Source organism: Coleofasciculus chthonoplastes PCC 7420 (genome assembly GCF_000155555.1).
Classification (GTDB): Bacteria; Cyanobacteriota; Cyanobacteriia; order Cyanobacteriales; family Coleofasciculaceae; genus Coleofasciculus; species Coleofasciculus chthonoplastes_A.
Genome location: NZ_DS989871.1, coordinates 76092 through 102547, shown reverse-complemented (window position 1 = coordinate 102547; position 26456 = coordinate 76092). Strand labels below are relative to the sequence as shown.

The 26456-nt window shown below is 46.1% G+C and carries 28 protein-coding genes; 12 read left to right on the top strand and 16 right to left on the bottom strand.

Translation table 11 applies throughout. The features are described 5' to 3' along the window. The 4 genes from MC7420_RS30695 to MC7420_RS40765 form a co-directional block, all read left to right on the top strand. Positions 1–380, top strand: a 380-nt coding sequence (locus MC7420_RS30695; RefSeq protein WP_044210688.1) for a Uma2 family endonuclease, incomplete at its 5' end; no start/stop codon positions are given. Positions 381–628: 248 nt separating this feature from the next. Further along, complete coding sequence (locus MC7420_RS30690) at positions 629–1045, top strand: XisH family protein (RefSeq protein WP_044210687.1); 417 nt, start codon at positions 629–631, stop codon at positions 1043–1045. Then, the gene (locus tag MC7420_RS30685) at positions 1033–1368 is read left to right on the top strand and encodes a XisI protein (protein WP_006105521.1); all 336 of its coding nucleotides are present in this window, start codon (positions 1033–1035) and stop codon (positions 1366–1368) included. The genes MC7420_RS30690 and MC7420_RS30685 overlap by 13 nt, the downstream gene beginning before the upstream one ends. 238 nt (positions 1369–1606) lie before the next feature. Further along, positions 1607–1744 carry a hypothetical protein gene (locus MC7420_RS40765; protein ID WP_157453399.1) on the top strand — a complete coding sequence of 46 codons (138 nt, stop codon included), beginning with the start codon at positions 1607–1609 and terminating at the stop codon, positions 1742–1744. Between the two features lie 111 nt (positions 1745–1855). On the opposite strand, the gene MC7420_RS30680 is transcribed toward MC7420_RS40765, so the two are convergent. From MC7420_RS30680 to MC7420_RS37505, 3 genes are all read right to left on the bottom strand, one after another. Beyond that, positions 1856–2866: a hypothetical protein gene (locus tag MC7420_RS30680; RefSeq protein WP_006105555.1), complete on the bottom strand. Its 1011-nt coding sequence runs from the start codon at positions 2864–2866 to the stop codon at positions 1856–1858. A 231-nt stretch (positions 2867–3097) separates the two neighbouring features. Further along, a complete protein-coding gene (locus MC7420_RS30675) occupies positions 3098–3868 on the bottom strand; it encodes an ImmA/IrrE family metallo-endopeptidase (protein ID WP_006105531.1) in 771 nt (256 codons plus the stop codon). Continuing rightward, the gene (locus MC7420_RS37505; RefSeq protein WP_157453398.1) at positions 3855–4073 is read right to left on the bottom strand and encodes a helix-turn-helix domain-containing protein; all 219 of its coding nucleotides are present in this window, start codon (positions 4071–4073) and stop codon (positions 3855–3857) included. The genes MC7420_RS30675 and MC7420_RS37505 overlap by 14 nt, the downstream gene beginning before the upstream one ends. A gap of 362 nt (positions 4074–4435) precedes the next feature. Between MC7420_RS37505 and MC7420_RS30670 the strand changes: the two genes are divergently transcribed. Continuing rightward, positions 4436–4933 (top strand): helix-turn-helix domain-containing protein, encoded by a 498-nt coding sequence (locus tag MC7420_RS30670; protein WP_006105569.1) that lies wholly within the window; start codon positions 4436–4438, stop codon positions 4931–4933. Between the two features lie 318 nt (positions 4934–5251). Next, on the top strand, positions 5252–5611 hold the full coding sequence (locus MC7420_RS30665) for a hypothetical protein (protein ID WP_006105585.1): 360 nt from the start codon (positions 5252–5254) through the stop codon (positions 5609–5611). A gap of 475 nt (positions 5612–6086) precedes the next feature. Here MC7420_RS30665 and MC7420_RS30655 read toward each other — a convergent pair whose 3' ends face one another. The 3 genes from MC7420_RS30655 to MC7420_RS30645 all read right to left on the bottom strand — a co-directional run bounded on the left by MC7420_RS30655 (position 6087) and on the right by MC7420_RS30645 (position 9694). Next, positions 6087–7136, bottom strand: coding sequence for a D-alanine--D-alanine ligase family protein (locus tag MC7420_RS30655; RefSeq protein ID WP_006105567.1), 1050 nt, complete (start codon positions 7134–7136; stop codon positions 6087–6089). A 240-nt stretch (positions 7137–7376) separates the two neighbouring features. Further along, complete coding sequence (locus MC7420_RS30650) at positions 7377–9164, bottom strand: SLC13 family permease (protein WP_006105506.1); 1788 nt, start codon at positions 9162–9164, stop codon at positions 7377–7379. Between the two features lie 71 nt (positions 9165–9235). Continuing rightward, complete coding sequence (locus MC7420_RS30645; protein WP_006105513.1) at positions 9236–9694, bottom strand: SRPBCC family protein; 459 nt, start codon at positions 9692–9694, stop codon at positions 9236–9238. Between the two features lie 503 nt (positions 9695–10197). Between MC7420_RS30645 and MC7420_RS30640 the strand changes: the two genes are divergently transcribed. Both MC7420_RS30640 and MC7420_RS40760 read left to right on the top strand, forming a co-directional pair. After that, on the top strand, positions 10198–11940 hold the full coding sequence (locus tag MC7420_RS30640; protein ID WP_006105564.1) for a mechanosensitive ion channel: 1743 nt from the start codon (positions 10198–10200) through the stop codon (positions 11938–11940). A gap of 683 nt (positions 11941–12623) precedes the next feature. After that, positions 12624–12785, top strand: coding sequence for a hypothetical protein (locus tag MC7420_RS40760; RefSeq protein ID WP_006105495.1), 162 nt, complete (start codon positions 12624–12626; stop codon positions 12783–12785). A 36-nt stretch (positions 12786–12821) separates the two neighbouring features. On the opposite strand, the gene MC7420_RS30635 is transcribed toward MC7420_RS40760, so the two are convergent. Then, positions 12822–14012, bottom strand: a complete 1191-nt coding sequence (locus MC7420_RS30635) for a PEP-CTERM sorting domain-containing protein (protein WP_006105552.1) — start codon at positions 14010–14012, stop codon at positions 12822–12824. 198 nt (positions 14013–14210) lie between these two features. On the opposite strand from MC7420_RS30635, the gene MC7420_RS30630 reads away from it, so the two are divergent. Then, positions 14211–15596 carry a GTP-binding protein gene (locus MC7420_RS30630; RefSeq protein ID WP_006105535.1) on the top strand — a complete coding sequence of 462 codons (1386 nt, stop codon included), beginning with the start codon at positions 14211–14213 and terminating at the stop codon, positions 15594–15596. 532 nt (positions 15597–16128) lie between these two features. Here the strand turns inward: MC7420_RS30630 and MC7420_RS30625 are convergent. The 5 genes from MC7420_RS30625 to MC7420_RS43605 all read right to left on the bottom strand — a co-directional run bounded on the left by MC7420_RS30625 (position 16129) and on the right by MC7420_RS43605 (position 20224). Next, complete coding sequence (locus MC7420_RS30625) at positions 16129–16350, bottom strand: hypothetical protein (RefSeq protein WP_006105586.1); 222 nt, start codon at positions 16348–16350, stop codon at positions 16129–16131. Positions 16351–16534: 184 nt separating this feature from the next. Then, a complete protein-coding gene (locus MC7420_RS30620; protein WP_006105595.1) occupies positions 16535–17935 on the bottom strand; it encodes a serine/threonine-protein kinase in 1401 nt (466 codons plus the stop codon). Between the two features lie 122 nt (positions 17936–18057). After that, the gene (gene ispE / locus MC7420_RS30615) at positions 18058–19023 is read right to left on the bottom strand and encodes a 4-(cytidine 5'-diphospho)-2-C-methyl-D-erythritol kinase (protein ID WP_006105515.1); all 966 of its coding nucleotides are present in this window, start codon (positions 19021–19023) and stop codon (positions 18058–18060) included. 116 nt (positions 19024–19139) lie between these two features. Next, on the bottom strand, positions 19140–19991 hold the full coding sequence (gene rsmA / locus MC7420_RS30610; RefSeq protein ID WP_006105541.1) for a 16S rRNA (adenine(1518)-N(6)/adenine(1519)-N(6))-dimethyltransferase RsmA: 852 nt from the start codon (positions 19989–19991) through the stop codon (positions 19140–19142). A 101-nt stretch (positions 19992–20092) separates the two neighbouring features. Next, entirely contained in the window at positions 20093–20224 is a 132-nt protein-coding gene (locus MC7420_RS43605; RefSeq protein ID WP_006105563.1) for a hypothetical protein, read from the bottom strand. Positions 20225–20521: 297 nt separating this feature from the next. Between MC7420_RS43605 and MC7420_RS30605 the strand changes: the two genes are divergently transcribed. Further along, complete coding sequence (locus tag MC7420_RS30605; protein WP_006105570.1) at positions 20522–21043, top strand: phosphoribosyltransferase; 522 nt, start codon at positions 20522–20524, stop codon at positions 21041–21043. Between the two features lie 116 nt (positions 21044–21159). Continuing rightward, on the top strand, positions 21160–21579 hold the full coding sequence (locus MC7420_RS30600; protein ID WP_006105568.1) for a rhodanese-like domain-containing protein: 420 nt from the start codon (positions 21160–21162) through the stop codon (positions 21577–21579). On the opposite strand, the gene guaA is transcribed toward MC7420_RS30600, so the two are convergent. The 3 genes from guaA to MC7420_RS30585 form a co-directional block, all read right to left on the bottom strand. Further along, positions 21534–23081, bottom strand: coding sequence for a glutamine-hydrolyzing GMP synthase (guaA, locus tag MC7420_RS30595; RefSeq protein WP_044210708.1), 1548 nt, complete (start codon positions 23079–23081; stop codon positions 21534–21536). The genes MC7420_RS30600 and guaA overlap by 46 nt on opposite strands. A 207-nt stretch (positions 23082–23288) precedes the next feature. Next, entirely contained in the window at positions 23289–24401 is a 1113-nt protein-coding gene (cbiD, locus tag MC7420_RS30590; RefSeq protein ID WP_006105498.1) for a cobalt-precorrin-5B (C(1))-methyltransferase CbiD, read from the bottom strand. 42 nt (positions 24402–24443) lie between these two features. Beyond that, positions 24444–24917: a hypothetical protein gene (locus tag MC7420_RS30585; protein WP_006105517.1), complete on the bottom strand. Its 474-nt coding sequence runs from the start codon at positions 24915–24917 to the stop codon at positions 24444–24446. Between the two features lie 528 nt (positions 24918–25445). On the opposite strand from MC7420_RS30585, the gene MC7420_RS30580 reads away from it, so the two are divergent. Then, complete coding sequence (locus MC7420_RS30580; protein WP_006105538.1) at positions 25446–26093, top strand: M23 family metallopeptidase; 648 nt, start codon at positions 25446–25448, stop codon at positions 26091–26093. A 48-nt stretch (positions 26094–26141) separates the two neighbouring features. Here the strand turns inward: MC7420_RS30580 and MC7420_RS30575 are convergent, their stop codons facing one another. Beyond that, on the bottom strand, positions 26142–26387 hold the full coding sequence (locus MC7420_RS30575; protein ID WP_006105527.1) for a UPF0175 family protein: 246 nt from the start codon (positions 26385–26387) through the stop codon (positions 26142–26144). Between the last annotated feature and the right edge of the window lie 69 nt (positions 26388–26456).

The window sequence follows — 26456 nt, the reverse complement described above, 5'->3', positions numbered from 1 at the left end:
GTTTGGGAGTTGCTTTTGATTCTTCGACAGCATTTCGGCTTCCTAATGGTGCAGATCGTTCTCCGGATGCATCGTGGGTGAGTCAAGAACGATGGGAGGCTTTGACGCCAAAACAACAGGAAACATTTCCACCACTGTGTCCGGATTTTGTGATCGAATTGCGTTCTAAGAGTGACAATATGGAACCTTTACGCAAAAAGATGCAGGAATATTTAGACAATGGGTTGCGTTTGGGGTGGTTGATTGATGCGAAGAATAAACGGGTTGAGATTTATCGACCTAATCGGGAGGTTGAGGTTTTAGAGTCGCCTACGAGTTTATCAGGGGAAGAGGTTTTACCAGGATTTGTACTGGATTTACAGGTAGTTTTGGGTGGTTAACAGTCAGTTCTTTCTAAGCTGTTCGGCATTTAAACCATAATGTCAAGAATTGCGAAATCCTGGGAGCATCCCGTTTTGGACAAAGCATTACCTAAAGTAACGCAATTGCAAGGGTTTCAGCCCCATTTAAAGAGCCAACGTGCCAAATTGGGATGCTCCCGAAATCCTTGTAGTGCGTTAAGCGAAGCCATGCCGAAGGCTTTGCATCTTGCTCGCTACCCATTCCCAATTTAAATGCGTGACAGCTTATGCCAGCTAAAGATATCTACCATGATACCGTTAAAAACGCCCTGATCAAAGATGATTGGATTATCACAAATGATCCACTTACCATAGAATGGGGCAAAAAAGATTTATTTATCGATCTAGGAGCTGAAAAACTTATCGCTGCCGAGAAACAAGGACAAAAAATTGCTGTTGAAATTAAAAGCTTCGTTGGCTTATCTGAAGTGGCTAATTTAGAACAAGCTTTAGGGCAGTATATCCTTTATTACGATATTCTTCAACGCTTAGAACCAGAACGCAAACTTTATTTGGCTATTCGCGAGGAAACATTCTCTGATATTTTTGAAGAACCTATTGGCGGAATTTTGTTAGAAAATAAACGTTTGAATTTAATTGTGTTTGATTCGGTGAAGGAGGCAATAGTGCGATGGATACCCTAAATAACTACCATCAAATTATTTATGACATTCTCCACGATTATTTTCAAATACCCTATGCTTACGGAAATTTACAAAGACGATTAATTATTAGTGAAGACCAAAAAAATTACCTACTTCTAACCTTGGGATGGCAAAATAAAAAACGGGTACATGGTTGCTTGGTTCACATCGAAATCATTAACGATAAAATTTGGATTCATCGAGATGGTACAGAAGACGGTATTGCTAACGATCTGATTGCCGCAGGCATCCCCAAAGATAAAATTGTCCTGGGATTTCATCCCCCTGATGTTCGCCCTTATACAGAGTTTGCGGTTCAGTGAACGAACCAGGATGAAGCCTAACACTATAGCAATCCTAAATTGATTGTGGCAATTTTCAAAACTGAAACCCTTGCTATACCTTGATTTCAAGCCGTCTACTTGTTGCATCCTATTTAGGATTGCTATATCTTGGATATACTGTACGTATTAGTTGTTGGTAAAATTAATTAAATGAAGGCAGTAGTCACCAATAAAGGTTTCAAATTTTTAATGGAATCAACGTGGAGGTATTGAGGTGATGAATATAATCCTAACACCAGAAGAGTTGGGCTGGTCTCCTGGTTTTTTTGAGAGGACAGCGGGAAAGTGGCAAGGGGAACCATTGACACGCGAGGAACAAGGAGAATATGAGCAGCGGCTTTGGGAACTTTTGTGATTTATCTGTTAGATACGAATACGTGCATTCTCTATCTGACTCGTCGAAATTCAGCAGTTGTTGAGAAATTGATGACTATTCCACGGCAATTTTTACCCGTTGGCTAATGTTTTAATCATTATTTTCAGAATACTTTTGCTTAGCACGCTCTGAAAGTGATTTGTTTTCATTCTCAATAGCCCAATATTCAGGACCGGGAAATGCCCCAGATCCTACCGGAATATGATACTTTTCGCACAGAGCTTTACAGAGACCGCTTATTGAATAACTTGACTCATCTAAATCCCACTTAAATTTTTGGGAATCTTTTTGAAAGGTAGCGTGTTTAGCCTTGTCTTCAATGTGGTTAAGATCTAGTTCAGGTTTTGGCGATCGTATCAGGTAAACTCGCGTTCCTTCTTGGAGGATACTATTCTCGACTAGAATTTTTATAGTCTTCTCTCTTCTTTTTTGTCTCGTAGACACTTCACGCACCGCTTGATTGGTCTTTTCTCTAATTTTAATTTGGTAATCTGCGGCGGAAGGTAAAGGGATTATCTGCTCAACATTCAAAAATTTAGAATCCTTAATGTCGTAGAGAATAACTTCCATGCATCGTATATCAATTCCTTGTCCATTTAACCAAAGAACTGTTGTTGTAATTTCTTGAGAAAAGCTAGGAGCAATTAAAATTATGCGTGGATTATTGCTAATCAGACCATCTTCTGAATCTTCAAGCTCCAAGAATTTTCTGATTTCCGAGCGTGCATTTTTACTATCTCTTCCTAACTTAGTCAGAAATTGTTCATGAGCATCAATAACAGCTTCAAAATCCATAGCTGATACCATAGCTGCGTAGCGAAGAGCTTGCAACTCCATGTGTGCTCCTTCTTGGACTCGCTTTAACTCAATTACGACAAGATTTCCCTCCTCATCTAAGCCGAGTAAATCGATTCTGCGCTTACTATCCTCCCAGTTAGAAAATTCTTCTGAAATAATAAATATACCTGAGTCAATAGCCTCAGTCTTATCTCGCAGTAGGGGTTGCAAGTGTTGACGTTCAAGGAACTTTTCAGATTCAAAGTCAGTGGGTTTTAATTTTTGTAATTTTGTTTGATCTGTGTCTATTTCATAAAAAGGCATAAAGAAAATTTATCAACTCCATCTAGTTTTTGGGTTGCTTCTTAATATAGTGCTTCAGAGCATGAGCGTCAACCTTATTGGGAAGTGTCTATTCTGAGCAGTATTGACTGAAACTCGTAGTAAAGAGGGGCAACCCTTTTATGAGGTGGAGTCTCGCCCTGTTGACCGCTACCGTAATATCTTGCGGCAATTTTGAAAACAGAGCGATCGCACTCCATACACACCCCTTGATTAACTGGCAATTTCTTCAAGTGTTTGCTCATTCGTACACAGACGATCCTCCAATTCAATATCGCTAATACCCAACATTTCCGCTACTCGCCGCCGGGATAACTTGTCCGCTAGAACAGCACGATAGGCAAGTTCTAGGAAAATTCTAGGTAAACGTTTTTCTACAGGAAGAAAACCCTCTCCACTCTCCTCAAACGAAGAACTATAACCCAAATTTCGAGATAAACGTGCGGGCTGAATCCGCTTAAAGTCTTCCTGAGAACCTGCGAGTTGATGTTCCAAATCCAATCGAACTAACATTTCTTCATAGCTAACGCCGAAGTAGTGGGCTAAATGCACAACTTCCGCCGGATGCCTCACCCGTTTTACTCCCAGACTATGTAAACGTTCCTGCAATGCTGCTGAAGGAATCAGGAAATAAGCCGCAAATCGTTCAGCAAAGCATTCTAACGGATTAGTAACTCCATGGTGACAAAGAATAGCGGGTTGGTCATATTGATAGAGACGATGAGCTAATCCATGAGCCAAGCTAAAAGAGAGACGAGAATCAGTCTGGGCTTGGTTAATGGCAATAATATTTCCCAGTTTGGGATGAGACAAAAATAGCCCAGATATAGCATTTTGTTCCTTACCAAAGGGAATGATAAATATCATTAATCCTTGAGCCTCTAAGAAGCTTCGCAAATTAACTAGAGGTGCCATTCCCAAGTTGTAGTGATATCGAGCCTTTTGAGCCGCTAACACCGCCGTCTCGGTTTCAAGTAAGAGCATCTACCCGACGCTTTCCGCTCTCATACTGGTTTAGAGCCGCCGCCGTGACATCTATAACTTGAGCGGCTTCAGTTTGACTTATTCGAGATCGCTCACGCGCTAGTCGCAGGCGCTGACCGAGAATTTCGTAATTCATGTTCATGTGTTGAACCCCATCTGACTTTGCCAGGTATTCTTGAGGCTTGGGTGAAAACAAAGAAGCCACCGCCAGAAGAACTCGATACCCTCATCCAAGGCATGGCTAACGCTCAATTTAGGTTGAAACGGAGCTTTGTAGAACAACTGCGACAGCGATTATAGCGTTTCTGATCAGGATAGATGCAGGGGGTGAGGGCGCAAGGATGATGCCCCTACATTCACCTCTTCTGTTAGTCGCTGATCAGGCTGGATTCGATTACTAATGGCAAATTGGCAAGATAGAGCGATCGCACTCCCAGATTTTCTGGCATCCTAGAGATGGTCAAGAGTCCCCTAGAACAGCTTCATGCCCCTTTCCCACTGCACCAAAAAAGAAATCCCGCCAACATCTCAACCCACAGACATTGATGGGCGTAGAGGTTTTGCCGCATGAAGCCAGATAGCAAGTACCAGCCACTTTGGGCATTTCTGCAACAGAGTAATCAAGATGAAGTCATTCTCACCTTTGCAGAAATTGAGGAACTCATGAATGACACCTTACCCGACTCAGCACGGAAAAAACGGGCATGGTGGAGCAATCGCAGTAAAGGCGCACTGCAAGCTTCTGCTTGGATGGAAGCCGGATATCGGGTTGAGGATGTCGATTTCGAGCAACAACGGGTGACATTCCGCCAACCTACAGCAAAACTTAAAGTTCAGCGCGTGGGTGACACTGTGCTATGGAACGCTGAACTCATCAAAGCACTGCGCCGCCACATGGGTTTAACCCAGGCAGAGTTTGCCCAAAGGATGGGTGTGCGACAGAAAACCGTCAGTAATTGGGAAATTGGTCTATATGAGCCGCCTCTGTCTACTTCTAAACATCTAGAATTGGTTGCTCAACTAGCTGGATTCAGATACGAGGAAGGGTCAGAAAATTCGGAGTAGGGTATTGACACAGGAGTAGCTTGTTTACTATATTGTCAGCATGATCGTTGGAGCTGACAATAGTTAAGCCTCAACAACCCTAACCTCGACACCCTCGATCGCCTCTGGCAATCAATCTGCATTGAAGCCCAACGTTATACACCAGAGGCATTATCCCGACTCGAAATAATCCACCAGCAGCGATATGTCTATTTATCCAACCGCTAACAAACCTAAATGTGTCACAAGGGGAGCCTCAAGTTTCCGACGCTTCCTGCCGACTTGTGACTACCCCATAAACGGAGACTTTTACCATGTTAAAACCAAACTGTCCCCCTGGTGAACTCACCTACCAGCAAGGCTATCAACAAGCCAAGCGAGGATTTCGCGATCGCGCCTCTGTTCACTCGCCTGCAAACCTACTCTGACGCTGACTTTGACGCCAGTTGGGTCAACCTGACCCCATCCGAACTCGACAGCCTCGCCGCGATCCTGATCCGAGACTTAACCGCCAACCTAAACGGAAAGGCGATCGCACCTTATCTCAACGCCCTACGTCACGGTAGCACTGATTTACTGCACAGCTTCAGTTTCCGGCGATTTCTTTTCCCATCCATTCACCTACCCGCCAACTTCCCCCAGGTCAAACCGCCTCGTTTTGGAGATGGAGACAAACTGAAATTCCGGGTGAATTGTTAGATTGGCTTTGCCCTCCTGAGTCTAATCCATAGAAAATCTTAAGCAGAATGTCACCGACTTGAGGTTGGTGGGCAATGCCCACCCTACGGCATATCAAGGATTTTGGTGATCCAAAAATGCTTGCTTCATTGCCATTCCTCTTGAGAAACACATTCTGACTCAAGGACTTAAGTAAAGGGCGACCCGACCCAATTGAATGGACTGGTGTTGAAAATTAGAGCAAGCGGGTCGCCCCTACAGTTTCCAAATGACAAATGACAAATGACAAATGACAAATGACGAATTCGGGGTAAATGTATGGCATCACCTTGCTCAGGAAAAATGTACCCTTGCTCCCCCAGCTCCCCCAGCTTCCCCAGCTCCCCCAGCTCCCCCAGCTTCCCCAGCTCCCCCAGCTCCCCCAGCTGACACACCGAGCGAAGTCGAGGTGTTCCCCCGCTCCTCCTCACCACAACACTTATTCAGCAGCCTCTACTTAGGTTTGCCGTTCTTGGGCGAGTTCAATCAACTGATCCACCAATTGAGGGAATGGTACACCAGTGGCTGCCCACAGTTGCGGATACATACTGGTGGCGGTGAAACCGGGTAAGGTATTGACTTCATTAATCAAAACCTCCCCTGTCGCCTCTACATAAAAGAAATCCACCCGTGACAAACCAGCCGCATCCACCGCCGCAAATGCTTGGAGTGCCATCTCCTGAATCTGACGACTCACACTATCCGGTAATGGTGCGGGAATCGATAACGTGGCACGACCTTCTGTATATTTAGTTTCATAGTCATAGAAATCGCTGGTATAACTAATTTCACCCACCACAGATGCTTTCGGATTATCATTCCCTAAAACCGCACATTCGACTTCCCGCGCCACGACTCCCGCTTCCACAATAATCCGGCGATCATAACTGGCTGCACTATCTAACGCCGTTTCTAACTCACTTCGCGATCGCACTTTGGCAATACCCACCGATGATCCCAAATTAGCGGGTTTAACAAAACAGGGATACCCCAACGTTTCCTCAATCTGATCACACAGTTTCGGGAAAACACAGGGATTTGACCACACCTGGGCGCGACTCAATCCCTTATGCTTCACTTGGGCAAGTCCTACTTGATCAAATACCTGTTTCATGGCAATTTTATCCATTGCCATTGCCGAACCTAAGACACCCGAACCCACACAAGGAACCTGCATTAACGTTAACAAGCCTTGAATCGTGCCATCTTCGCCATTGGGTCCGTGCAAGATGGGAAACCAAACCTCCACGTCAGCCACCTGAGGTGGAAATTGCCAGAGGTTTCCCTCTCCATTGGCTTCTAGAGGCGTTCCCGATGCCAAAACCTGATGGGCGATGTCTGGGGGTTGCCAGATGCCATCTTTTTGAATATAAATCGGTAAAACCTCGTACTTTTCCGTATTCGGTGGCGTACTCAACGCTTTCGCGATCGCTTGTGCTGAACAAATCGAAACCTCGTGTTCTCCTGAACGTCCTCCAAATAGCAGTCCGATTCGTACTTTTGTCATGTTTTCGTGAATTGTTGATGGGTCAAAAACTTATCCTACTTGGTTATGGCGAGTTTAGTAAGCTAAAACGCATTTAAATTGTGTATTCAGGCGTTACCTGTTGCTGTTCGGCTGACGCTCACGGAAGCCTCTTTCCTGTTGCCTTCCTTGGGACTGAAGTCTCCCAATCTAAATACCGAACAGCTTAATCCCAAATCCGGGTTAACTCCTTCCCAATGACATAAAACATAAGACAAATCGTCATAAACCATAAAGCAGAATAATCAAGGGAGGAATAACAACAGTCATCAAAAGACTCAGGGGAGCGCCCACGCGAAAAAAGTCCAAAAACCGATAACCTCCTGCACTGTAGACCATCGTATTGGTTTGATAACCAATCGGTGTCATAAAACTATTTGACGCGGCGAAGGTGACAGCAAACATAAAGGCAAAGGGATTGAGATCCAACGTCTGAGCCACTTGCACTGAAATGGGTAAAAGTAAAACAACCGAAGCGTTATTGGATAAAACCTCAGTCAATAATGCCGTAATCAGAAAGAAAAACGTCAGCATCCAGTAGGGTGAAAAACTACTGCCCAGGGAAACTAAATTATCGGCTAACCATTTAGTCGTCCCCGAATTTTCCATGGCAATTCCCAACGGAATTAATCCAGCCAAGAGAAAGATAATATCCCAGCGAACCGCACTATACACTTCCCCTGGTTTCAGACAGCCCGTGACGACCATTAAAACCACTCCCGCCAAGGCACTAACCAAAATTGGGAATAGGTCAAACGCTGCAACTAGAACAACACCCACACCAATTGCTACGGCAATTCCAGCTTTTTCTCGCCGTAACGATTCCATGTCTCGTTGCTCAAAGACTAACAAATCGCGACTATTTTGTAATCCGACAAAACTTTGCTTGGGTCCTTGTACCAAGAGCAAATCCCCAAACCGTAAGGGAACTTTCCCCAACCGTTCCCGAACAAATTCTTGTCCACGACGAATGGCTAATACCGTCAGGTTATAGCGTTGCCGAAATCGAAAGTCTTTAAGGGTAGAGCCGGCTAGATCAGAGTTTGACAAGATTAAGACTTCTGCGATCGTATCTTCCCCAGATGTTAAGTCTTCTTCGAGGGATTTCTTGCCAAATTGGACATCGGGCAAAATATCGATCCCCCGTTCCGCTTTAATATTCAGTAAACATTCCCGTTTACCCCGAACAACTAAAATATCTCCAGGCTGCAATATTTTATCAGCCAGAGGTTGGGCAAAACGGGTTTCGTTACGGATGATCTCCAGTACGTCCATATCAAATTTACGCTGAATTTGAGTCGAACGTAACGTTTGTCCAACCAAGCTGGAACCTGGTGGAATCACAATTTCACTCACATAGTCTTGAAGTCCATACTCTTGAGTATCACTACCCGCAGCTTTTTTATTGGGTAATAGCCGGGGGGCAATTAATACAAGATAGGTTAAGCCAATCGTGAAGGTGAGTAGTCCTAATTTGGTGAACTGAAATAAACTGAATGTACCGTACCCCAATTTATCCGACAAACCACTCGCCAAAATGTTGGTGGATGTGCCAATTACGGTAATCATTCCCCCTAAAATAGTGGCATAAGACAGGGGAATGAGAAGCTTGGAGGGAGAAATCCGCTGTTGGCGACATAAATCTTCCACAATCGGCAGAAAGACAGCCAGGACAGCCGTATTATTAATCACACCACTAATCGGACCCGCAATTACCCCCAAGGCTAAAATCTGCTGCGAGGATGTTTTACCTCCCCACTTTACTAGGAGTTCACTAACGATTTGAATCGCACCCGTGCGGGCAATTCCTGCACTGAGAATAAACATTGCCATCACGGTAATCGTGGCGGAACTACTAAACCCAGATATGCCTTCCTCTGGGGTGACTAATCCCAGCACGATCAGCAGCACCATAATTGTGAGTGCGGTAATATCAACGGGCAACCATTCGCTGATGAATAAAATCAGGGTCAGTAGGATAACACCGAGGGTGAGAAGAATCGTCGTCATAGCGGGTAAGATGCATTAAGTGGCAAGTAGCGTTCGGGCTAGCACTGAATCTAATATACTTGCTAAAATTATTAATCCGTCCCTTGATACATCTGTTCAGCGACTCGTTTCAGGCGGCGTAGCTGGGCTTTCATATCCTGCTGTGTCAAGCTTGTGGCAAAGGTATTAAAGCCCCAACTGACGAGAGGATTGGGAATTTCAAACTCAAAACGATTCAGCAGCCTCGTACCTCGAATCGTGGGTTGACATTCCCAGCGATCGCGCCCTCGGAAAAATCCTTGAAATTGCCAAACGACTAAACCGGGTTCCCGTTCCACAACAACGCTGTTGAGGGTAGGCTGCACTAGCGGAATTTGAATCACAAAGCGACTGCGACTCCCGATATCTGTACTCCACTCCCCCACCGGATAACAACGCAGGGCTGGATTGAGCCAGCGGTGCATCAGTGTCAGATCCGTGATACAGCGCTCAACAGTAGTGGCACTGGCTTTTATGGGGATAGATTGTTCAAAAACTTGAGAATTGGACATTTAAAGCGATAATAGCGTCTCAATAGCTGGTAATCTGACTTGTATTACTACAGCGCCAGCTCGCTGTATCTGACTTAATCCGGATCGAATCTCCTCTATTGTGCAGAAAGGGAGGAAGACGAGGCAAATCGGAGATCAGGACACTCTTGGCAACGCCAGATGATGGATGAGGGTGGGCGGAAGGTTACTTGCCCCATCTATTTGACAAAGAGATATGCGATACCCTGATGAACACCAAAAAAAGCTGATTTGAGGTAAAAAACTAACATAAGCTTGATTTTTGTCCCCAAATTCCCCATAAAGATAGAGGTAACGCCGTAATCAGTGGGAAACTGATAGCAATGACGCTCTGAGGCGAGAAATCTTGAATTAGCACATAAAACATGGAGACAAAGATATCGATGGATTGAGAGGATTATAAATACTCGATGAGTTGTAGCCTGAAAGTCACAGATTGTGTGTAACTGCGTTTACTGTTAGAGAGTAATTAGATAAGGAAGACTATGAATCAACCTTGGCAAGGAATCATCCCAATTGGAGGTGTGCCCCCTTGGGTGCATCCCCTCTTAGCCCAAGACACACCAGCACCCATCCAAGAAACTCAGGCTGGTGTTCAGGGAATTGTGCAAAATCTGAGTAGCTTCGTTCCCAATCTAATTGCCGCGATCCTCATCCTGATTGTCGGTTGGATCGTTGCCTTGATTGCTAAGTCAATTACCAAAGGATTGCTCAACCGCACCCGTATCGACAATCAAATTGCCGAGTGGTTTGCTGGTGGTCAAGGGGCAGAAGCGCCGCCGATCGAGAAATGGGTAGCCGGTGCCGTTTACTGGATTATCATCATCTTCACGGTGGTAGCGGTTCTGCAAACCTTGAATCTTGAGGTCGTCTCTCAACCGCTGAATAATTTCCTCGACCAAATCCTGATCTTCTTGCCGAAGATTTTCGGAGCGGCAATTCTGTTGGGGGTGGCTTGGTTATTGGCAAGCTTGGTCAAGATGATCACAACCCGAGGATTACGGACATTAGGTTTGGATGAGCGCTTGGGTGAACAAGTCAACGAGACACCCCGTTCTGGAGCAGGTGAGACTCAACGTCAAACCAACCAGTTTTCCCTAAGTGAAACCATGGGGAACGCTCTGTACTGGTTCATTTTTCTGTTATTTCTGCCCTCCATTCTCAGCACTCTGGGCTTGGAAGGAACCCTGCGCCCGGTGCAGGAGTTGCTGAATGAAATTTTGGCAATCTTGCCAGATATCTTGGCAGCCCTTGTAATTGCGGCAGCGGGTTGGCTAGTGGCTCAGGTGGTGCGGCGCATCGTCACCAATCTGTTGTCAGCCGCCGGAACGGATCAACTCGGAGCGCGATTTGGACTGCAAAGTGCGCCCGGAGGGAAATCACTGTCCTGGATTATTGGCACGACGGTTTATGTCTTAATTTTGATCCCCGTCGGCATCGCCGCGCTGAATGCCTTACAGATTGAGGCAATCTCAGAGCCTGCGATCGCGATGTTAAATCAGATTCTCGATGCTCTACCGAAAATCTTTACAGCAGCGTTGATTCTGTTGATTGCTTATGTAATCGGTCAGTTTGTCAAGGATTTAGTCACCAATATTCTCGCCAGCATTGGCTTTAATAATGTTTATCGTTGGATAGGGATACCGGAACCCCGCCCCAGTCGTCCTGCTCCCACTCCCCCCCCTGCCGAACCTTCGGAGTTAGGCATACCCACTCCAGAGACTGGACCGGAAACGCGGGTTCAACCGGAATCAACTCCCTCCATTCGTACACCGTCAGAACTGGTAGGTATTATTGCATTCATTGCTATCCTCTTGTTTGCTACGGTTGCTGCAACGAATGTCTTGCAGTTTGAAGCCTTAACCACGATTGTCACCGGGATTATTGTCATCGCGGGTCAGATTCTGGCAGGGTTAATCGTATTTGCGGTTGGCTTGTACTTTGCGAATCTTGCCTTTAACTTGATTACTAGTTCGCGATCGCGCCAATCCCAAATCTTGGCACAAGCGGCTCGGATTGCGATTATTTCCTTTTCCGCTGCGATGGCGCTGCAACAAATGGGTATCGCTGGCGACATCGTAAATTTAGCCTTTGGCTTACTCTTAGGCGCAATTGCTGTCGCGATCGCGCTGGCGTTTGGACTCGGATCTCGCGATATTGCGGCGGGTCAAGTTCGTGAATGGTTATCTTCATTCAAAGAAGACCGACCCCCCGGACCCTACCAATAACGGGAAAGAGAATCGAACAGCGTTGAATTCGATCCCCTGCCAAAACGTGCAGGGGATTCTCCCGGATTTTTCACAAAAAGATGAAAAAAAGGGGTCACAATATGCCCAAATATAGATATACCAAGCATTTCGACAATTTAAGTTAATGACCCCAACATCAACAGATTGTATCCCAAAACAAGGCTAAAGCCTTATACTCTAATGGTTTTAACGCTCAAGCTCCTCAAAAATCGCGCCAAGCCGCACAGTGAGGCAGTTTCATTTTTTTGGCCGGGGGAACTTCAGTTTAAAGGGGAGGGAACTCAAACGGCTTACTTTTCTACCTTAAGTTGACACGGATGGAGCGTGAGTCTTCTTCTTCTTATTTTAATCGTTTGGCTGGGTTTTTTTCTGTCTTTTTAACGCAGGCGCGGAAGTCCTCACCCTCAACGATAATAGGGTGAGGATGGACAGCGGAAAATTGAGGAACGAAATTTTCAAATTACAATTAACTTTTGGCGCTATAATAACAGTAACCCTCCTAGGTCTACATGGTAATGCATGGGCTAAAGATGGCATGGGCTAGGTGTGATAGAGATGTAGTCCTTGCGCGTTAATGAACTCGACCACCGTTCGCTTTATAGCGTCCAGAAAAGAATAGCGCAAGATGCCTAATGGCATTATTCGGTTAGTACAGACGCGCCATGGCGCGTCTGTACAACCGCAAACCGCGAAAGCCAAGCGGACTAACAAAATATAACTGTCTGCGGAAGGCGGACAACTGCCTGTGGACGCTGAGTAAGACCAATAGAGGGCAACCTTTAGAGGCATCGGCGGATGAAGCGGGAAATCCTAAAGACGAATAAGACCGTCCTTGTTTAGCTAAGTTGGAAGCCCTAACTTCAGCGAAGCAAGTTAGGGTACTTCACATGCTCTCGCTTGAATAAGGCTCCAAATCCTAAAGCGGTAGCTGAACCAAGAATAGTAAGGGGTTCTGGAACTGGCTCTGTGTTGGAATCGAGCCGCGCTATCCAGGCTTCAGTATTTCCTTGAGGATTAGTTCCATAACCAACAATAGTTAAACCATCATTAGAAATAGCACGAGCCGTTCCCAAACTCCAGCCTGTTAAATTTAACTCAAAGTCACTTTCCAGAACCTGTTGCAGAGAACGCATACCTTTAGTGCTGTTCCAGATAAAGGCTCCACCACCAGAAGAGCTACCGACAACAACAGAACCATCTGCAGATACGCCATAAGCTATGCTGTAGAAATCACCTCCAGGAAGATCTCCTAGTCCTTGGATTCCGCCCGATTCCGTCCAGCGAAAAGCTTCAAAACCCGAGTTACTCGACGAGCCCATTCCCACAACCACAGAACCGTCGGCTGACACATCCCAAGCCACAGAGGAACGACCCCCAGGTAACTTACCTAGTCCCTGTATTCCGCCCGCTTTCGTCCAGCGAAAGGCTTCATCACCAGAGGCACTAGAACTATACCCTACAACCACGGAGCCATCGGCTGACACACCAGAAGCTGAACTGTTGAAAAAACCTCCAGGTAGGTCACCCAGTCCCTGTATTCCGCCCGCTTCCGTCCAGCGAAAGGCTTCACGACCCGAAGAACTTCTGCCATCAGTCCCCACAACAATAGAACCATCGGCTGACACATCAATGATTCCACTGATAAAACCACCATCAGCACCGTCACCGAGTCCCTGCATCCCTCCCGTTTCTGTCCAGCGAAAAGTTTCATAACCAGAACGACCAGAAGCACTAGAGCCAAATCCTACAACCACAGAACCATCGGCTGACACACCAGATGCACCACTGCTGAAATCACCCCCAGGTAAATCCCCCAGTCCTTGCATCCCTCCCGCTTCCGTCCAGCGAAAAGCTTCATCACCGGAGGAACTATTGCTTATTCCCACCACAACAGAACCATCGGCTGACAAACCAATAGCCGCACTAGTAAAATCACCGCCAGGTAGATCTCCTAATCCTGTAAATGATGCAGCTAGGGCAGAGTCACTCTTAGCGATCCCTACTCCCAAAACAACACCAAAAGTTACAATCGCAAGTCTAGAGATACCCATAATCATCTTGAACTCCTTCAATCTTTAATTAAGGTAATGTCACGCTACCAAATATTCTGGGTATTGTTTGTTTTTGTGAACTTTAACCCACAGATGTGAACTTGCTGATTGCTTTGTTGCCATTCCAGGTAAGCAACAACATACCTATCGCTCGTTAGACGACAATAGATCTGTAACCTATCCCTATTCCATCTAACCTTGAGTCAATCACAATCCTCTTCCCCTAAACCCACCCGAAATCGCCAAGACTACTATATTCACCGCGCTCGTGCCAGTTTGCGGCACACTTTATTCTGGTACAACAACCTACATCACCGCCGCCCCCTTCCCGATGTGGAACTGCAAGCGACACTCCAGAATGAACTGGAGGTATTGCAGTTTAGCTTAGACAAACTTGACCAAGGCGTGATTCGTATTGCCACCTTTGGTTTAGTCAGTCGTGGGAAATCGGCTGTTGTCAATGCGTTGCTGGGTCAGAAAATCTTGCAAACGGGTCCTCTGCATGGGGTAACCCAGTGGCCCAAGTCGGTACGTTGGACGCCCGGTGGTGAGGGGAAAGTGCAAGTTGAGTTAATTGATACACCAGGATTGGATGAAGTTCAGGGAGAAGCACGGGCGCAGATGGCGCAACAGGTGGCGTCTGAGGCGGATTTAATTTTATTTGTCGTGGCTGGGGATATTACCCGCACGGAGTATCTGGCGTTGTCGGAACTGCGACAAGCCCAAAAGCCGCTGATTCTGGTATTTAACAAAATTGATTTGTATCCGGAACAAGATAGAGAGGCAATTTACCAGCAACTGCAAGAACTGGGTACAGGTACTCCCCGCGATCGCCGTTTACAAAAGATGTTATCACCAGAGGAGATTGTTCGGGTAGCCGCAGAACCGTCTCCTATACAAGTGCGGGTGGAATTGCCTGATGGAACCGTCAGTTATGAATGGGAAACCCTACCGCCGCAGGTAGATGAGTTGCAGCAAGCCATTTTAAGGATACTCAATCGCGAAGGGCGATCGCTCTTGGCACTTAATGCCCTATTTCAAGCCCGAACCGCCCAAGTTAGCATTGCCCAGAAAACTATGGCACAACGTAAGACGGAAGCCGAAGATTTAATCTGGCGTTTTGCTAAGTATAAAGCCTTGGCAGTAGCGCTGAATCCGATTGGTATCTTAGATATCTTAGGGGGAACTGTAGCAGACTTGGCACTGATTCGTTCCTTATCGCGACTCTACGGTTTACCAATGACGAGTTATGAAGCGGGAAAATTATGGCGCAAAATATTAATTAGTTCCGGTGGTTTACTGTTGGGTGAACTGGGAAGTAGTGCGCTGTTGGGAATGGGTAAAAGTGCCTCAGCCGTTGCCAGTATTGGCGGAGTTACGGCTTTTGCTGGAACCGCCGTGACTCAAGCTGGGATTGCCGGGTATGGGGCGTATACGGTTGGTCATGCGGCGCAAGTCTATCTGGAACAAGGCTGCACTTGGGGACCTTTAGGTGCGAGTACGGTGATTCAAGATATTCTTAATCAAGTTGAACCAGATATGATTCTCTATCGCCTGCGACAAGAGTTAGGTCAACATTTATAATAGGTGAGGAAATGTAAAGTGAATGGCGGCGATCGTCATTTGTCATTTGCCATTCGTCATTTGCCATACTCAAGGGAGCAAGAAGCAAGCTACGTCTTATGTCTATTTGTAGGGGCGGGTTTAGCTGTTTAATTTTGCTATCTACCGATAACCTCTAAACAAAACCCGCCCTTCATATTAAATTAAAATGGGATAGTTGACATTGATTGATGGGAATTCTAACAGACATGATCATGATAAGCTGTTCGGCATTTAAACCTTAATATCAATAATGGCGTAATCCTTGTAGTGCGTTTAGCGAAGCCATGCCGCAGGCTTTAGCGAAGCCATGCCGCAGGCTTTGCATCTTGCTCGCTACTAATACCCAATTTAAATGCATGACAGCTTACTGGCATGACACCACTAAAATGGTGAAATAGGTTGTAGGAAACCCAACAAAATCTATGGCTAAGGTTCCCTACTGCGAACCCAATTCTTAACCATTAATTTAGGTGTGTCACACTACTACATTTCAGAAATTCAGCCGACAACATTAGGGTGTGTTGGCTTCAGCGCGACTCTGCATGGTTTCTTGCAAGTGTTCGCTTTCCTCACGCTGCTGGGCTGCTGATTCTCGGCTTCGTTCTTGAGTCGGGGTATCAGCCGAGGGCGCTTCGACTTCTGCTTCTGCGCGGTTGAGCATGTTTTGTTTTAACTGCTCGTCGGCGAGACGTTCTTGAGTGGCAATTTTCCGTGCTTGATCTTGGGTATTCATAATTTTATTCTCCATATTCTTTACACTGCAATGGTTATCGGAGTTTTTTGCTTGTTCGGATCAAATCTACATATCATCCGAACAAAAGCCTCCGAGCCTATTTTATTTAGTAACAAGATTTTGGTGTCCAGATCGTCCCCCAAAAGGGAGAAATTAGGCTGATGATCCAGGGCTAAAGCCCCTACTACAAACCACATTGTTCCAACTTAGCCGCCATAACTTCAGCATGACGCCACCAGTCGTAATATCCTCCCACCCAGCGACGGGATGGCAAATGTCCGGCTGGAGCTTTAAGATTAAACTGATAGGCTGTATCCGGAACGCGAGGATTATGAATTGACCAACCCACGCGATCGCAGAAACTGGGATAATCGGCTTCAACCTCTTGATAGATGCGGCTTTGCACCGTAAAGCCAAAATGGTGTTTACTGTATTTCATCCATAGCTGATCCAAAGTCCGCAAGTCTTCACAGGGTAACTCTTGAATATCACTCAACTTTAGATAATAACCGGGGAATTTGCCACAGGCTTGACCTAATACTATCCAGGTTTCTTCATCTGCTTTTTGCCATTTATGGGTGGCTAAGAGTTGCTTTAATCGCTGATAGTCAATTCCCACTTCTGAGGTGAGACTATTTCGTTTAATTTTGCGGGTTTTGGGTTGCCAAAGGTTGATAAAATGAGTGCCTACGGGAGGAGAGATAGCAGGGGTCAAATCTGTGATCACCTCATCAGCCGATTGATAGCGTTGTTTGAGACTAGCATGAGTTAACTGATCCAGGATTTTCCCTAGGCGATCGCTAATCTGGGTTTCAGGGGGTAAAAAATCCCGCCACACCCAGGTTTCATTGAATGTATCATACAGGTCAAAGGGAGAGACCTGAGTCATTAGATAAAGGCAGGTTACTCCCACACTATACAGGTCACTTGCCCAAAATGCTTTGCCTTTAAGTTGTTCGGGAGCCATATATTCGGGGCTACCAATAATTGTACCCGTTTGCAGTAAGGCGGTATCCGTCAGCAATTTAGCAACACCAAAATCAATTAACACTAACTTCCCGTCATCTTGGCGGCGGATAATATTGGCTGGTTTAATATCTCGATGGAGTACACGATGGGAATGAATATAGCGAATCAAGGGTAATAGTTCACGCAATAATTCCCAAATTTGCTCTTCGTTGTAATGTCCCTGCTGCTTTAACTCCTCGCTCAAGGTTAGCCCTGCAATAAAGTCTTGAATTAAATAAAGTTGTTGATTCTGTTCAAAATGTGCCAAAAGTGCGGGAATTTGTGGATGCTTGCCTAATTCATCTAAACGGATGGCTTCTTGTTGAAACAGTTCTTTGGCTTTTGGCAAGGTTTCTGGAGCGGAATTTGCCAGATAAAGTTGTTTGATCACACAATAGGGTTGACTGGGAATATCTTCGTCAACTGCCAAAAATGTTCTGCCGAATCCACCGCTACCGAGGGGGCGTAGAGGGCGGTAGCGTTCTTTTAGCTGTAGCCTTTCCCCACAGGTTTGACAAAAGTGAGCGGAATCGAGATTTTCCGGTGTCAGGCATCCCGGTTTAATACAATAAGTCATAAGTTATAAGCAAAATTCGCCCTAACTGTAGAGACGTAGCATGCTACGTCTCTACATCTCCTACTATGTCTCTACATCTCCTACTTCCCCGTTTCCTGTTTCCTGTTCTCTCGAAATCATTATTAGGAGACAATCTGAATCCCATGGCTGGCAAACTTCGTTACCCAAAACCCTATATTTGGATCAGGGATTTCTGACTGGGCGTGTTGTAAAAGCGCTTGAGCCTGTTCCTGAGACTGACAAAGGGCGAATACTGTAGGTCCTGAACCGGACATCATTGTACCTAATGCACCGTTATTTTCAAAGGCTTGCCGCAGTTGCAGGACTTGGGGATAGTTAGGGAGTACAACTTGCTCCAAATCGTTGTACAGCAGTTGACCAATTTTGGCGAAATTTTTATTTGAAATTGCTTGAACCATTGAACCCGAATGCACACGAGTGGGGAGATTTATCGTTTCAGTTATTATCGATTTATCGACTCCCTCAGAACGGCCATAAGTATGGCTAAACTGAGACCGATAGGTTTGATATGCCCAAGCTGTAGAAACGGCTAAATTTTGATGTTTGGCTAACACCAGATAGAACGAATCCAGATTGGGTAAGGGATCAAGTTCTTCGCCTCGCCCGGTTGCGATCGCGGTTCCTCCTGCTAGACAAAATGGTACATCTGAACCCAGTTTCGCGGCTAACTCTTGTAATTCTGGCTGCGTGAGTCCCAGTTGCCAAAGCATATTTAATCCTACCAAAACGGCGGCGGCATTGGTTGACCCTCCCGCTAATCCAGCCGCGACGGGAATATTCTTGTTAATCGTAACTTCCACACCGCCAAACTGCGCCCAGCAATCGGGAAACTGTTGACTCATCAATTCCACCGCCCGATAAGCCAGATTCGTTTTATCTAGCGGGACTTGCGGGTGATCGCAGTGAACTTGAATGGTTTGAGTCCCAATAGCCCGGACACTCACTTGATCAGCGAGTTCAATGCTTTGCAGGATCATCGCCAGTTCATGATAGCCATCGGCGCGATCGCCTAGTATTTCTAGATACAGATTAATTTTGGCAGGGGCGATTAGGGAATAGGAACGCATGGGAATGATGAGTTATAAATTATGAATTATAAATTACATCGAATAGGTCACTCGTGCAGCTTGTAGACATAATCCATCAGTCAATTCCCAGCTTCCAGACGTGCCATGGCACGTCTCTACATTGCTTCCCCAGCTTCCCTAGCTTCCCCAGCTATCTCATTTAAGCGATTAGCCAGAGCAACCCATTGGCTAACGCTCAAGTCTTCAGCACGGGCTTGGGGATGACTGTCTACTTGTTCGAGTAATTGGTTAATTTTATCGCGATCGCACAGGGATTTGAGGTTATTTCGTAACATTTTCCGCTTACTGGCAAAACCCAGCTTGACTAAGGTTTCTAGCTGTTGGGGGTTATCGGCTGAGGGGTCTACAATTCGGGGACGCAAGCGGACAACGGCGGAGTCAACTTTTGGCGGTGGGGAAAAGGCAATGGCTGGGACATCACAGATCCAGTCACAGTCTGCCAGATATTGTACCCGCACCGATAATGCACCAAATGCCTTAGAACCCGGTTTCGCACATAATCGTTGTGCCACTTCTTTTTGCACCAAGAGTACAATTAACTCAAAAGCGGGAGTAATCGGTTGGGCGATGGTTCCTAGCAGCGTTTGCAAAATCGGTCCAGTAATGTTGTAGGGGATATTAGCAACGACTTTATTGGGAGACTGAAAATGAGGAAAGGCGGCGAGATGTTCGGCTAAGTTTAGGGAGAGAATGTCACCTTGTAAGAGTAAAAAATTCTCGTTTTGACCTAAACTTTTGACCAAACGTTGGCACAAATCCCGGTCAATCTCAACCGCCACCAATGACTCCACCTCCCCTAAGAGTCGCCGCGTCAGCACACCCGTTCCCGGACCAATCTCCAGCAGGCGATCGCGTGGCTGCAACTTCGCGGCTGTTATGATTTGATTTAAGGCTTTTTCACTACGCAGCCAATGTTGAGCGAATTGTTTATGGGCTTTGGGTGTCATTAGCGTATTGATTATGAATAAGGGTGGGTTTTGTTGTTCAGTTGTTGGTAACTCGCTAGTATGGAATCCCTAAACCATCCCCTACAAGGTTAAAAAATCTTTCAGCCTCTGTTGGTTCTCTGCGATGTAATCTTCAAAGGTTGGTTGAGAACTCGTTCAACTTCTGCTAAGATGACGGCTGAGATAATGCCGCGAATGCCTCCACCGTCTAGGCTTAAAATTCGATAGGTCACTTTTAAATGTCTCCCCAACTCTCGTTTAAGTGTAACTTATATTACAGTTCCAGAAAAGCGTTTAGGTAATCAATAAATAGAGAAAGTGGGCAAAAGTTGGAATAGGGTATTTTGGGGGCGTCACATTTATAACTTATAGAGCATGTCCCAATCAGGCATGAAATCCTAGGCTAGTTGCTAATGACAAAAAAACACTCGAACCACTTTCCTACTGTTTTCCGTTTCCTATTCCTGGTGTCCTATTTAGGATTTAAGGCAACCATTCTATCCCGATTGACCCTTTACTAAACCATACTTATGTCAGACCTATATGTTACTTGGTCAGAATACCATAAAAAAATTGAACGCCTAGCTGTCAAGATTTATCAAGCCAACTGGGAGTTTAACCAAATTGTCTGCATTGCTAAAGGAGGACTGCGGGTGGGGGATATCCTCTGCCGAATTTATGGTAAACCCTTAGCGATTCTTGCTGCATCCTCTTATGGGGGTTCCCAAAACCGTGTTCGAGGTGAAATCACGTTTTCCCACCATCTGACGATGACAACGGAAACCTTAGGGAATCGTGTGCTGCTGGTAGATGATTTAGTGGATTCTGGCGTTAGCCTACGGGAATCGATGAATTGGCTAGAGGAACGATATGGGAATGAACTGGAAGAGATTCGCACGGCGGTTCTGTGGTACAAAGCTCACTCCCTGATCACCCCTGATTATTACATGGACTATTTACCCGACAATCCCTGGATTCATCAACCCTTTGAACCTTACGAACAGATAAGTCCGACTGAGTTAGCCGCAAGCTATTTGGTCAAGGAAGCCTAAGTATTTGAACTTATCAGGTTGCACAGATTTTTAAACCTTATGTCTAAAGAAAGACGTTTGTAGAAGGCAACTTTGAGTGTGGTGAGTTAATTAGGACTTATCACTACACAACTATTATGTCAGATCCCCAAACAACGAACCCCATCGCCGAGGCAAAGGAAAACGTAGCTGAGGCAGTTCCTACCCCACCACCCCAACAGATGCCAGAGTCTAGCGCTCAAGCCGTTAAATCCCGCCTCCAATGGGGTGAACCGGCATTGACCATTCTGGATGTTCGCGATCGCGCGGCTTTTAACCAGGCTCGGATCAGAGGTGCGCTGCCTATGCCGATGGATGAATTAACGGATCGTGCCATATCCAGTCTCGAACCGCAACGTGAGATCTACGTCTACGCTGACAATGATCAACAAAGCAATCAAGCTGCATCCCCTGATCCCCCTACTTTCTTAGTACATCGGACAGAATTTATGTCCAGGTACTTCTATATTGACTATTCCCACTCAATCGTTCCCGGTGGCTTAGAGGTAATATCGTAAGCCACCCGATTCACACCCTTAACTTCATTCACAATCCGATTAGAAATGAGTTCGAGTAACTCATAAGGAACTCGTGACCAATCCGCCGTCATCCCGTCCTCACTACTGACCAAACGCAGCACAACCGGATACGCATAGGTGCGCTGATCCCCCATTACCCCAACACTGCGAATCGGGAGTAAAACAGCAAACGCTTGCCAAAGTTCTTTATAAAGTCCGTGGCGATTAATTTCCTGACGCACAATCAAATCCGCATCGCGCAGAATATTCAGCCGTTCAGCGGTGACTTCGCCAATAATCCGAATCGCTAATCCAGGTCCGGGGAAGGGATGACGCCGAACAATTGCTTCGGGTAAACCAATGGAACGTCCCACTTTGCGAACTTCATCTTTGAAGAGTTTCCGTAAGGGTTCCACTAGCTTAAAGCGCAAGTCTTTGGGTAAACCCCCGACGTTATGATGACTCTTAATTTTCACCGCCACTCGTTCCCCGGTTTTGGGATCAACATTAGTATCCGCCGACTCAATCACATCGGGGTAAAGCGTACCCTGAGCCAAATAGTCAAAAGGACCCAGGATTTTGGATTGTTCTTCAAAGACACGAATAAACTCATGACCAATCCGGCGACGCTTTTCTTCGGGATCAGTCACCCCTTCCAGTCGAGCCAGAAAGCGATCGCGGGCGTTAACATATTCTACAGGAATATGGAATTCATCCTGAAATAGCTTAACCAACCGTTCTGGCTCCAGTTTTCGCATGAAGCCTTGGTCAATAAACATACAGGTCAATTGGTCGCCAATCGCCTTGTGCAATAAGAAGGCGAGGGTGGAGGAATCCACACCACCGGAAAGAGCCAGCAATACCCGTTTGTCCCCCACCTTGGCGCGAATTTCGCGAATGGCTTCCTCGACAAAGGCTTCTGTCGTCCAAGTGGGTTCGCAGTCGCAGATGTGATACACGAAATTGCGAATTAACGCGATACCGCCAACTGAATGCACTACTTCCGGGTGAAACTGCACCCCATAGAGATGCTTCTGGTGATCCGCGATCGCGGCGCAAGGAGTATTATCTGTATGGGCTAGGACTTCAAAGCCGTCTGGCAATTCCTGACAGGAATCCCCATGGCTCATCCACATCGTTGAACTTTCTTCCACGTTCGTCAACAAGTCCGTGGGATCATCGATATGCAGCTCGGCTTTGCCATACTCTCCCCGTTGAGAGCGAGTTACTTTCCCACCTAGTTGCTGTACCATTAACTGCATCCCATAGCAAACCCCCAAGATAGGGATACCCATAAGCAAAATTTCGGGATCACACTGAGGTGCAGCGTCATCGTAGACGGAATTCGGACCTCCCGATAGAATAATTCCTTTGGGACTCAGTTGTCGGAGTTGTTCGGCGCTGGTGCGATAGGAGATAACTTCCGAATACACCTGAGTTTCGCGGATACGACGAGCAATGAGTTCTGAATATTGAGAGCCAAAATCCAGAATCACAATCATCTGGCGATGTAATTGGTTTTGTAGAGTGGTTGTGGGTAATGTCTCTACTGGTTGAGATGCGTTTCCTGTTGGTCTAGTCACTGCTTTGTCCTGTAAGCGCAATTTGAGTAAGATAAGGATATATCTCGCTGAGCAAGTCTGCTACTGATCAGCGAGAATCTATTGGTTTAACAGATGGAGCCAAGCTTTATAGATATTCTTACCAACTTAACATAATTGCGAAAGTAATGTTGCTCCCGTTGGGCTAGTGACGATGACTTGGCGGTTGCGATCAAATAACAGGGAACCGACTTGTACTTCTTGCTGGCTATGCTTATAAATATAGTCTTGGCTACGTTTATCTATCGTAGACGCGATCGCCCGATAAATCTGATTCACCCAATCACTCCCCTCCTTAGCATCCAATTGCCGCAAATAGGTCAACGCGGCTTCGGTGGTGGGACTGGTAAAAACTGCCTGTAAAATCGGCGTGGGTAATCCCACTTGAGCGCCATGAGCGGTGAGAATTTCCAAGCGTCCATCAGCTAAGTGATGATGGGTGTGAAAAATTCCACCGGCTAACTTGATCAGCTTACCATGATACCCGAATAATAAAAGTCCGGGGATTTCCTGCAATCCCGCCGCCACTAATAGGGGACCGAGCCAATTTGCCGTTTTGACTAATTGCTCTGGATTAATGCCCATCTGTCGCGCCAAACTTAACCCATTTTCTCCCACACAGAAGACTAAACAATCAAAACAGAGGGCTTTTATTTGCAGTTGTTCGCGATAAGCTTGCAGTTGATCAGGAGCGCTTAACGGTTGAGAAATACCTGTCGTTCCCAACAATGATAATCCTTCTAGCACACCAAATGCAGCATTCGATGTCCGTTCTGCCAGTTTACGTCCTTCGGGTAAAATAATTGTCACCTGAATTTTCTCATCGGGTGCAAGTAAGCGACTGAGATTCCGTTGTAATAACGTCTCAGCGTAGGCATAAATTGCCGCTTTTCCGGCGGCATTTAATTGTCGCCCAATTCCTTCACCACCGACTATCTGTACCTGTTCGGTTTGCTCAGATTGTCCCCATTCCACAACTGCCCAAATCGGAGTATTTCGGGTTAGATCAATGTTATCCCCCGGATCACTGCGGGTAATTGCCAACGCCATTCCTGGGTGAATTCCGGCGACTTGCTCAATCGGAATTTCTGCCGTTTCTTGAGGTTCAATTAAATCTACAGATACGGCATCTAGGGGTTTAGCTTGGCGCAACCACTGCAACGCCGCCATAGCGGAAGCACAGGCAAAGACGGGTAGAGTATATCCAGATCTTATTGACATGGTAGATCATTAGATTCTGCACTTGGAGCCTTAAATAAAACGCTAAACCCAGCCAATAACATCCCGAATCTGAGACTTGGCATACTCGCAGTCAATATGCTGCTGTGCTTTAGATAACGCGGTTTCCGGTCGCTTGTACCAGCGTTGCGATCGAATACAAAGACCATCTCGTCGAGTGGCTTCCCAGGAATAACGGGCGCGGTCTACTACCAACCACACTTTATAGCCTCGATGCTGGTGTTGGGGGAATTTCAAAAGACCAATCTCAGCTAGCACGCTTAAGCGCATCCGGGAACGAGCTAACCGTTTCATCAACTCCAGAAAGCAAACAGCAGCGCGTTTAGCATCATCATGAGAAGGGTAACGATAGCGATCTCTGGGTTCAAACTTAAAATCAGATCCAATCAGTGAAAACCTAAACTTCCCGGACGCTTCCTCAACAAAGGTGACTCGCCAGGAGGTTTTGGGATACCGAACGCAGAAGCCAGAAGGCTGAATTTTGACCGTCGCTGTCATCTGAAGTCTAAAGTATAAAGGGTGGAAGACATTGAAAGAAGGTAGAAATCACCATCAAAATTTTCAGGCGTCTCGCTGAAACAGGAAGCGTTACTATGCCACAATCCATTGGGAGCATATCACCTGTGTAGGTTGGGTTGAGGAACGTAGGCGGAGCCTTCTCGCAGAGTAACCCAACTCCCAAAATCTCTTGTTGGGTAACGCTTACGCTCTACCCAACCTACAGTAATGTTTTGTGCTATCCCTGACATACTCCCCAATCCATAATAGCCTTGCCAGCCCGGTATCCGCCTCAGTAAATTGTCGCATGTTCTAAGAAAAAAGTTGATGCTGATCTACCTATCTCAGGCTGGGAAATGTTAAGGTTTAAGGCAGCTAACTGAAGCCGTTTAAGATTGCCGAAACCCTTGATATACCGTAGGGTGGGTTGAGCGAAGTCGAAACCCACCAGCATACCAGTCAGTACCATTCATGTTAAGGTAGCGAAGCTAACCACTTGGAAAGTTCATCCCATCGAGGAGTGAGGAAATGTCAGGAGTATTTCCACGCCAACGACACAAAAAACACAAGACAACAGTAAAACGCTTTCTCCTGTTCGCTGGACTAAGTTTAATCAGTCTTATCCTCTGGGGAGTCATCACCCAACACCGAGTGACCGCCTCAGAGGTTATGCCTACTCAGATAACGACCAACACCAACACCTATTGGCAGGGAGGTTCGTTTCCCGTTGAGAATTTTCAGGCTTATACCTCTCCCTACGGCTACCGTCGTTCTCCCCGTGGCTCAGGTACAGAATTTCATCGCGGCTTAGACATCGCCGCACCCGAAGGCAGTTACATTCGCAACTGGTGGGCAGGTCAGGTGGTATCCCTCTCCGATAATACCGCCTGTGGCACCTCTATCACCATCCAATCCGGTGAGTGGAAACATATCTACTGTCACCTCAAAGGTCATGTAGAAACAGATAACCAAGGTATGTATTTGAGCGATCGCAGTGGCGGGATTCAAATCTGGAAAGGTCAACAGATACCCACCGGCACCCGAATTGGTCGTGTGGGTATGACGGGGCGAACCACGGGTCCTCATTTGCATTGGGGGTTAAAGTACGCCGACAAATACATTGACCCCGCCTTAGTTCTCCGGGAAATGTACCGACGGCAAACAGCATCGAATTAAGGAATCGAATTAAGGAGCATTATTTAGGAAACGTATCACTAATAATAATCACAACCGTCCTGCTGCCCGTAAATTGCTTAAATCCGTCTCAAAATCCTCCACATCATAGTGAATCGGAATCTGACGAGACGCTAATTCGTGCTGAAACCGAATCCGGGGCATCCCTAGCAAATGACTTGCCTTAGCCAGACTGATTTTTTTCTGCTTAAATAGCAGCAGAACAATTTCTAAGAGGAATTCAGGTTCAGATAATCCACTAGCCCGAATAATTTCATCAGAAATAACTAAACTCATCGGCAAACTCTCCTCCTACTTAATAGTGGTTTTCATTCAGGTATTATCTGAAAAATAGCGTCAACGAGT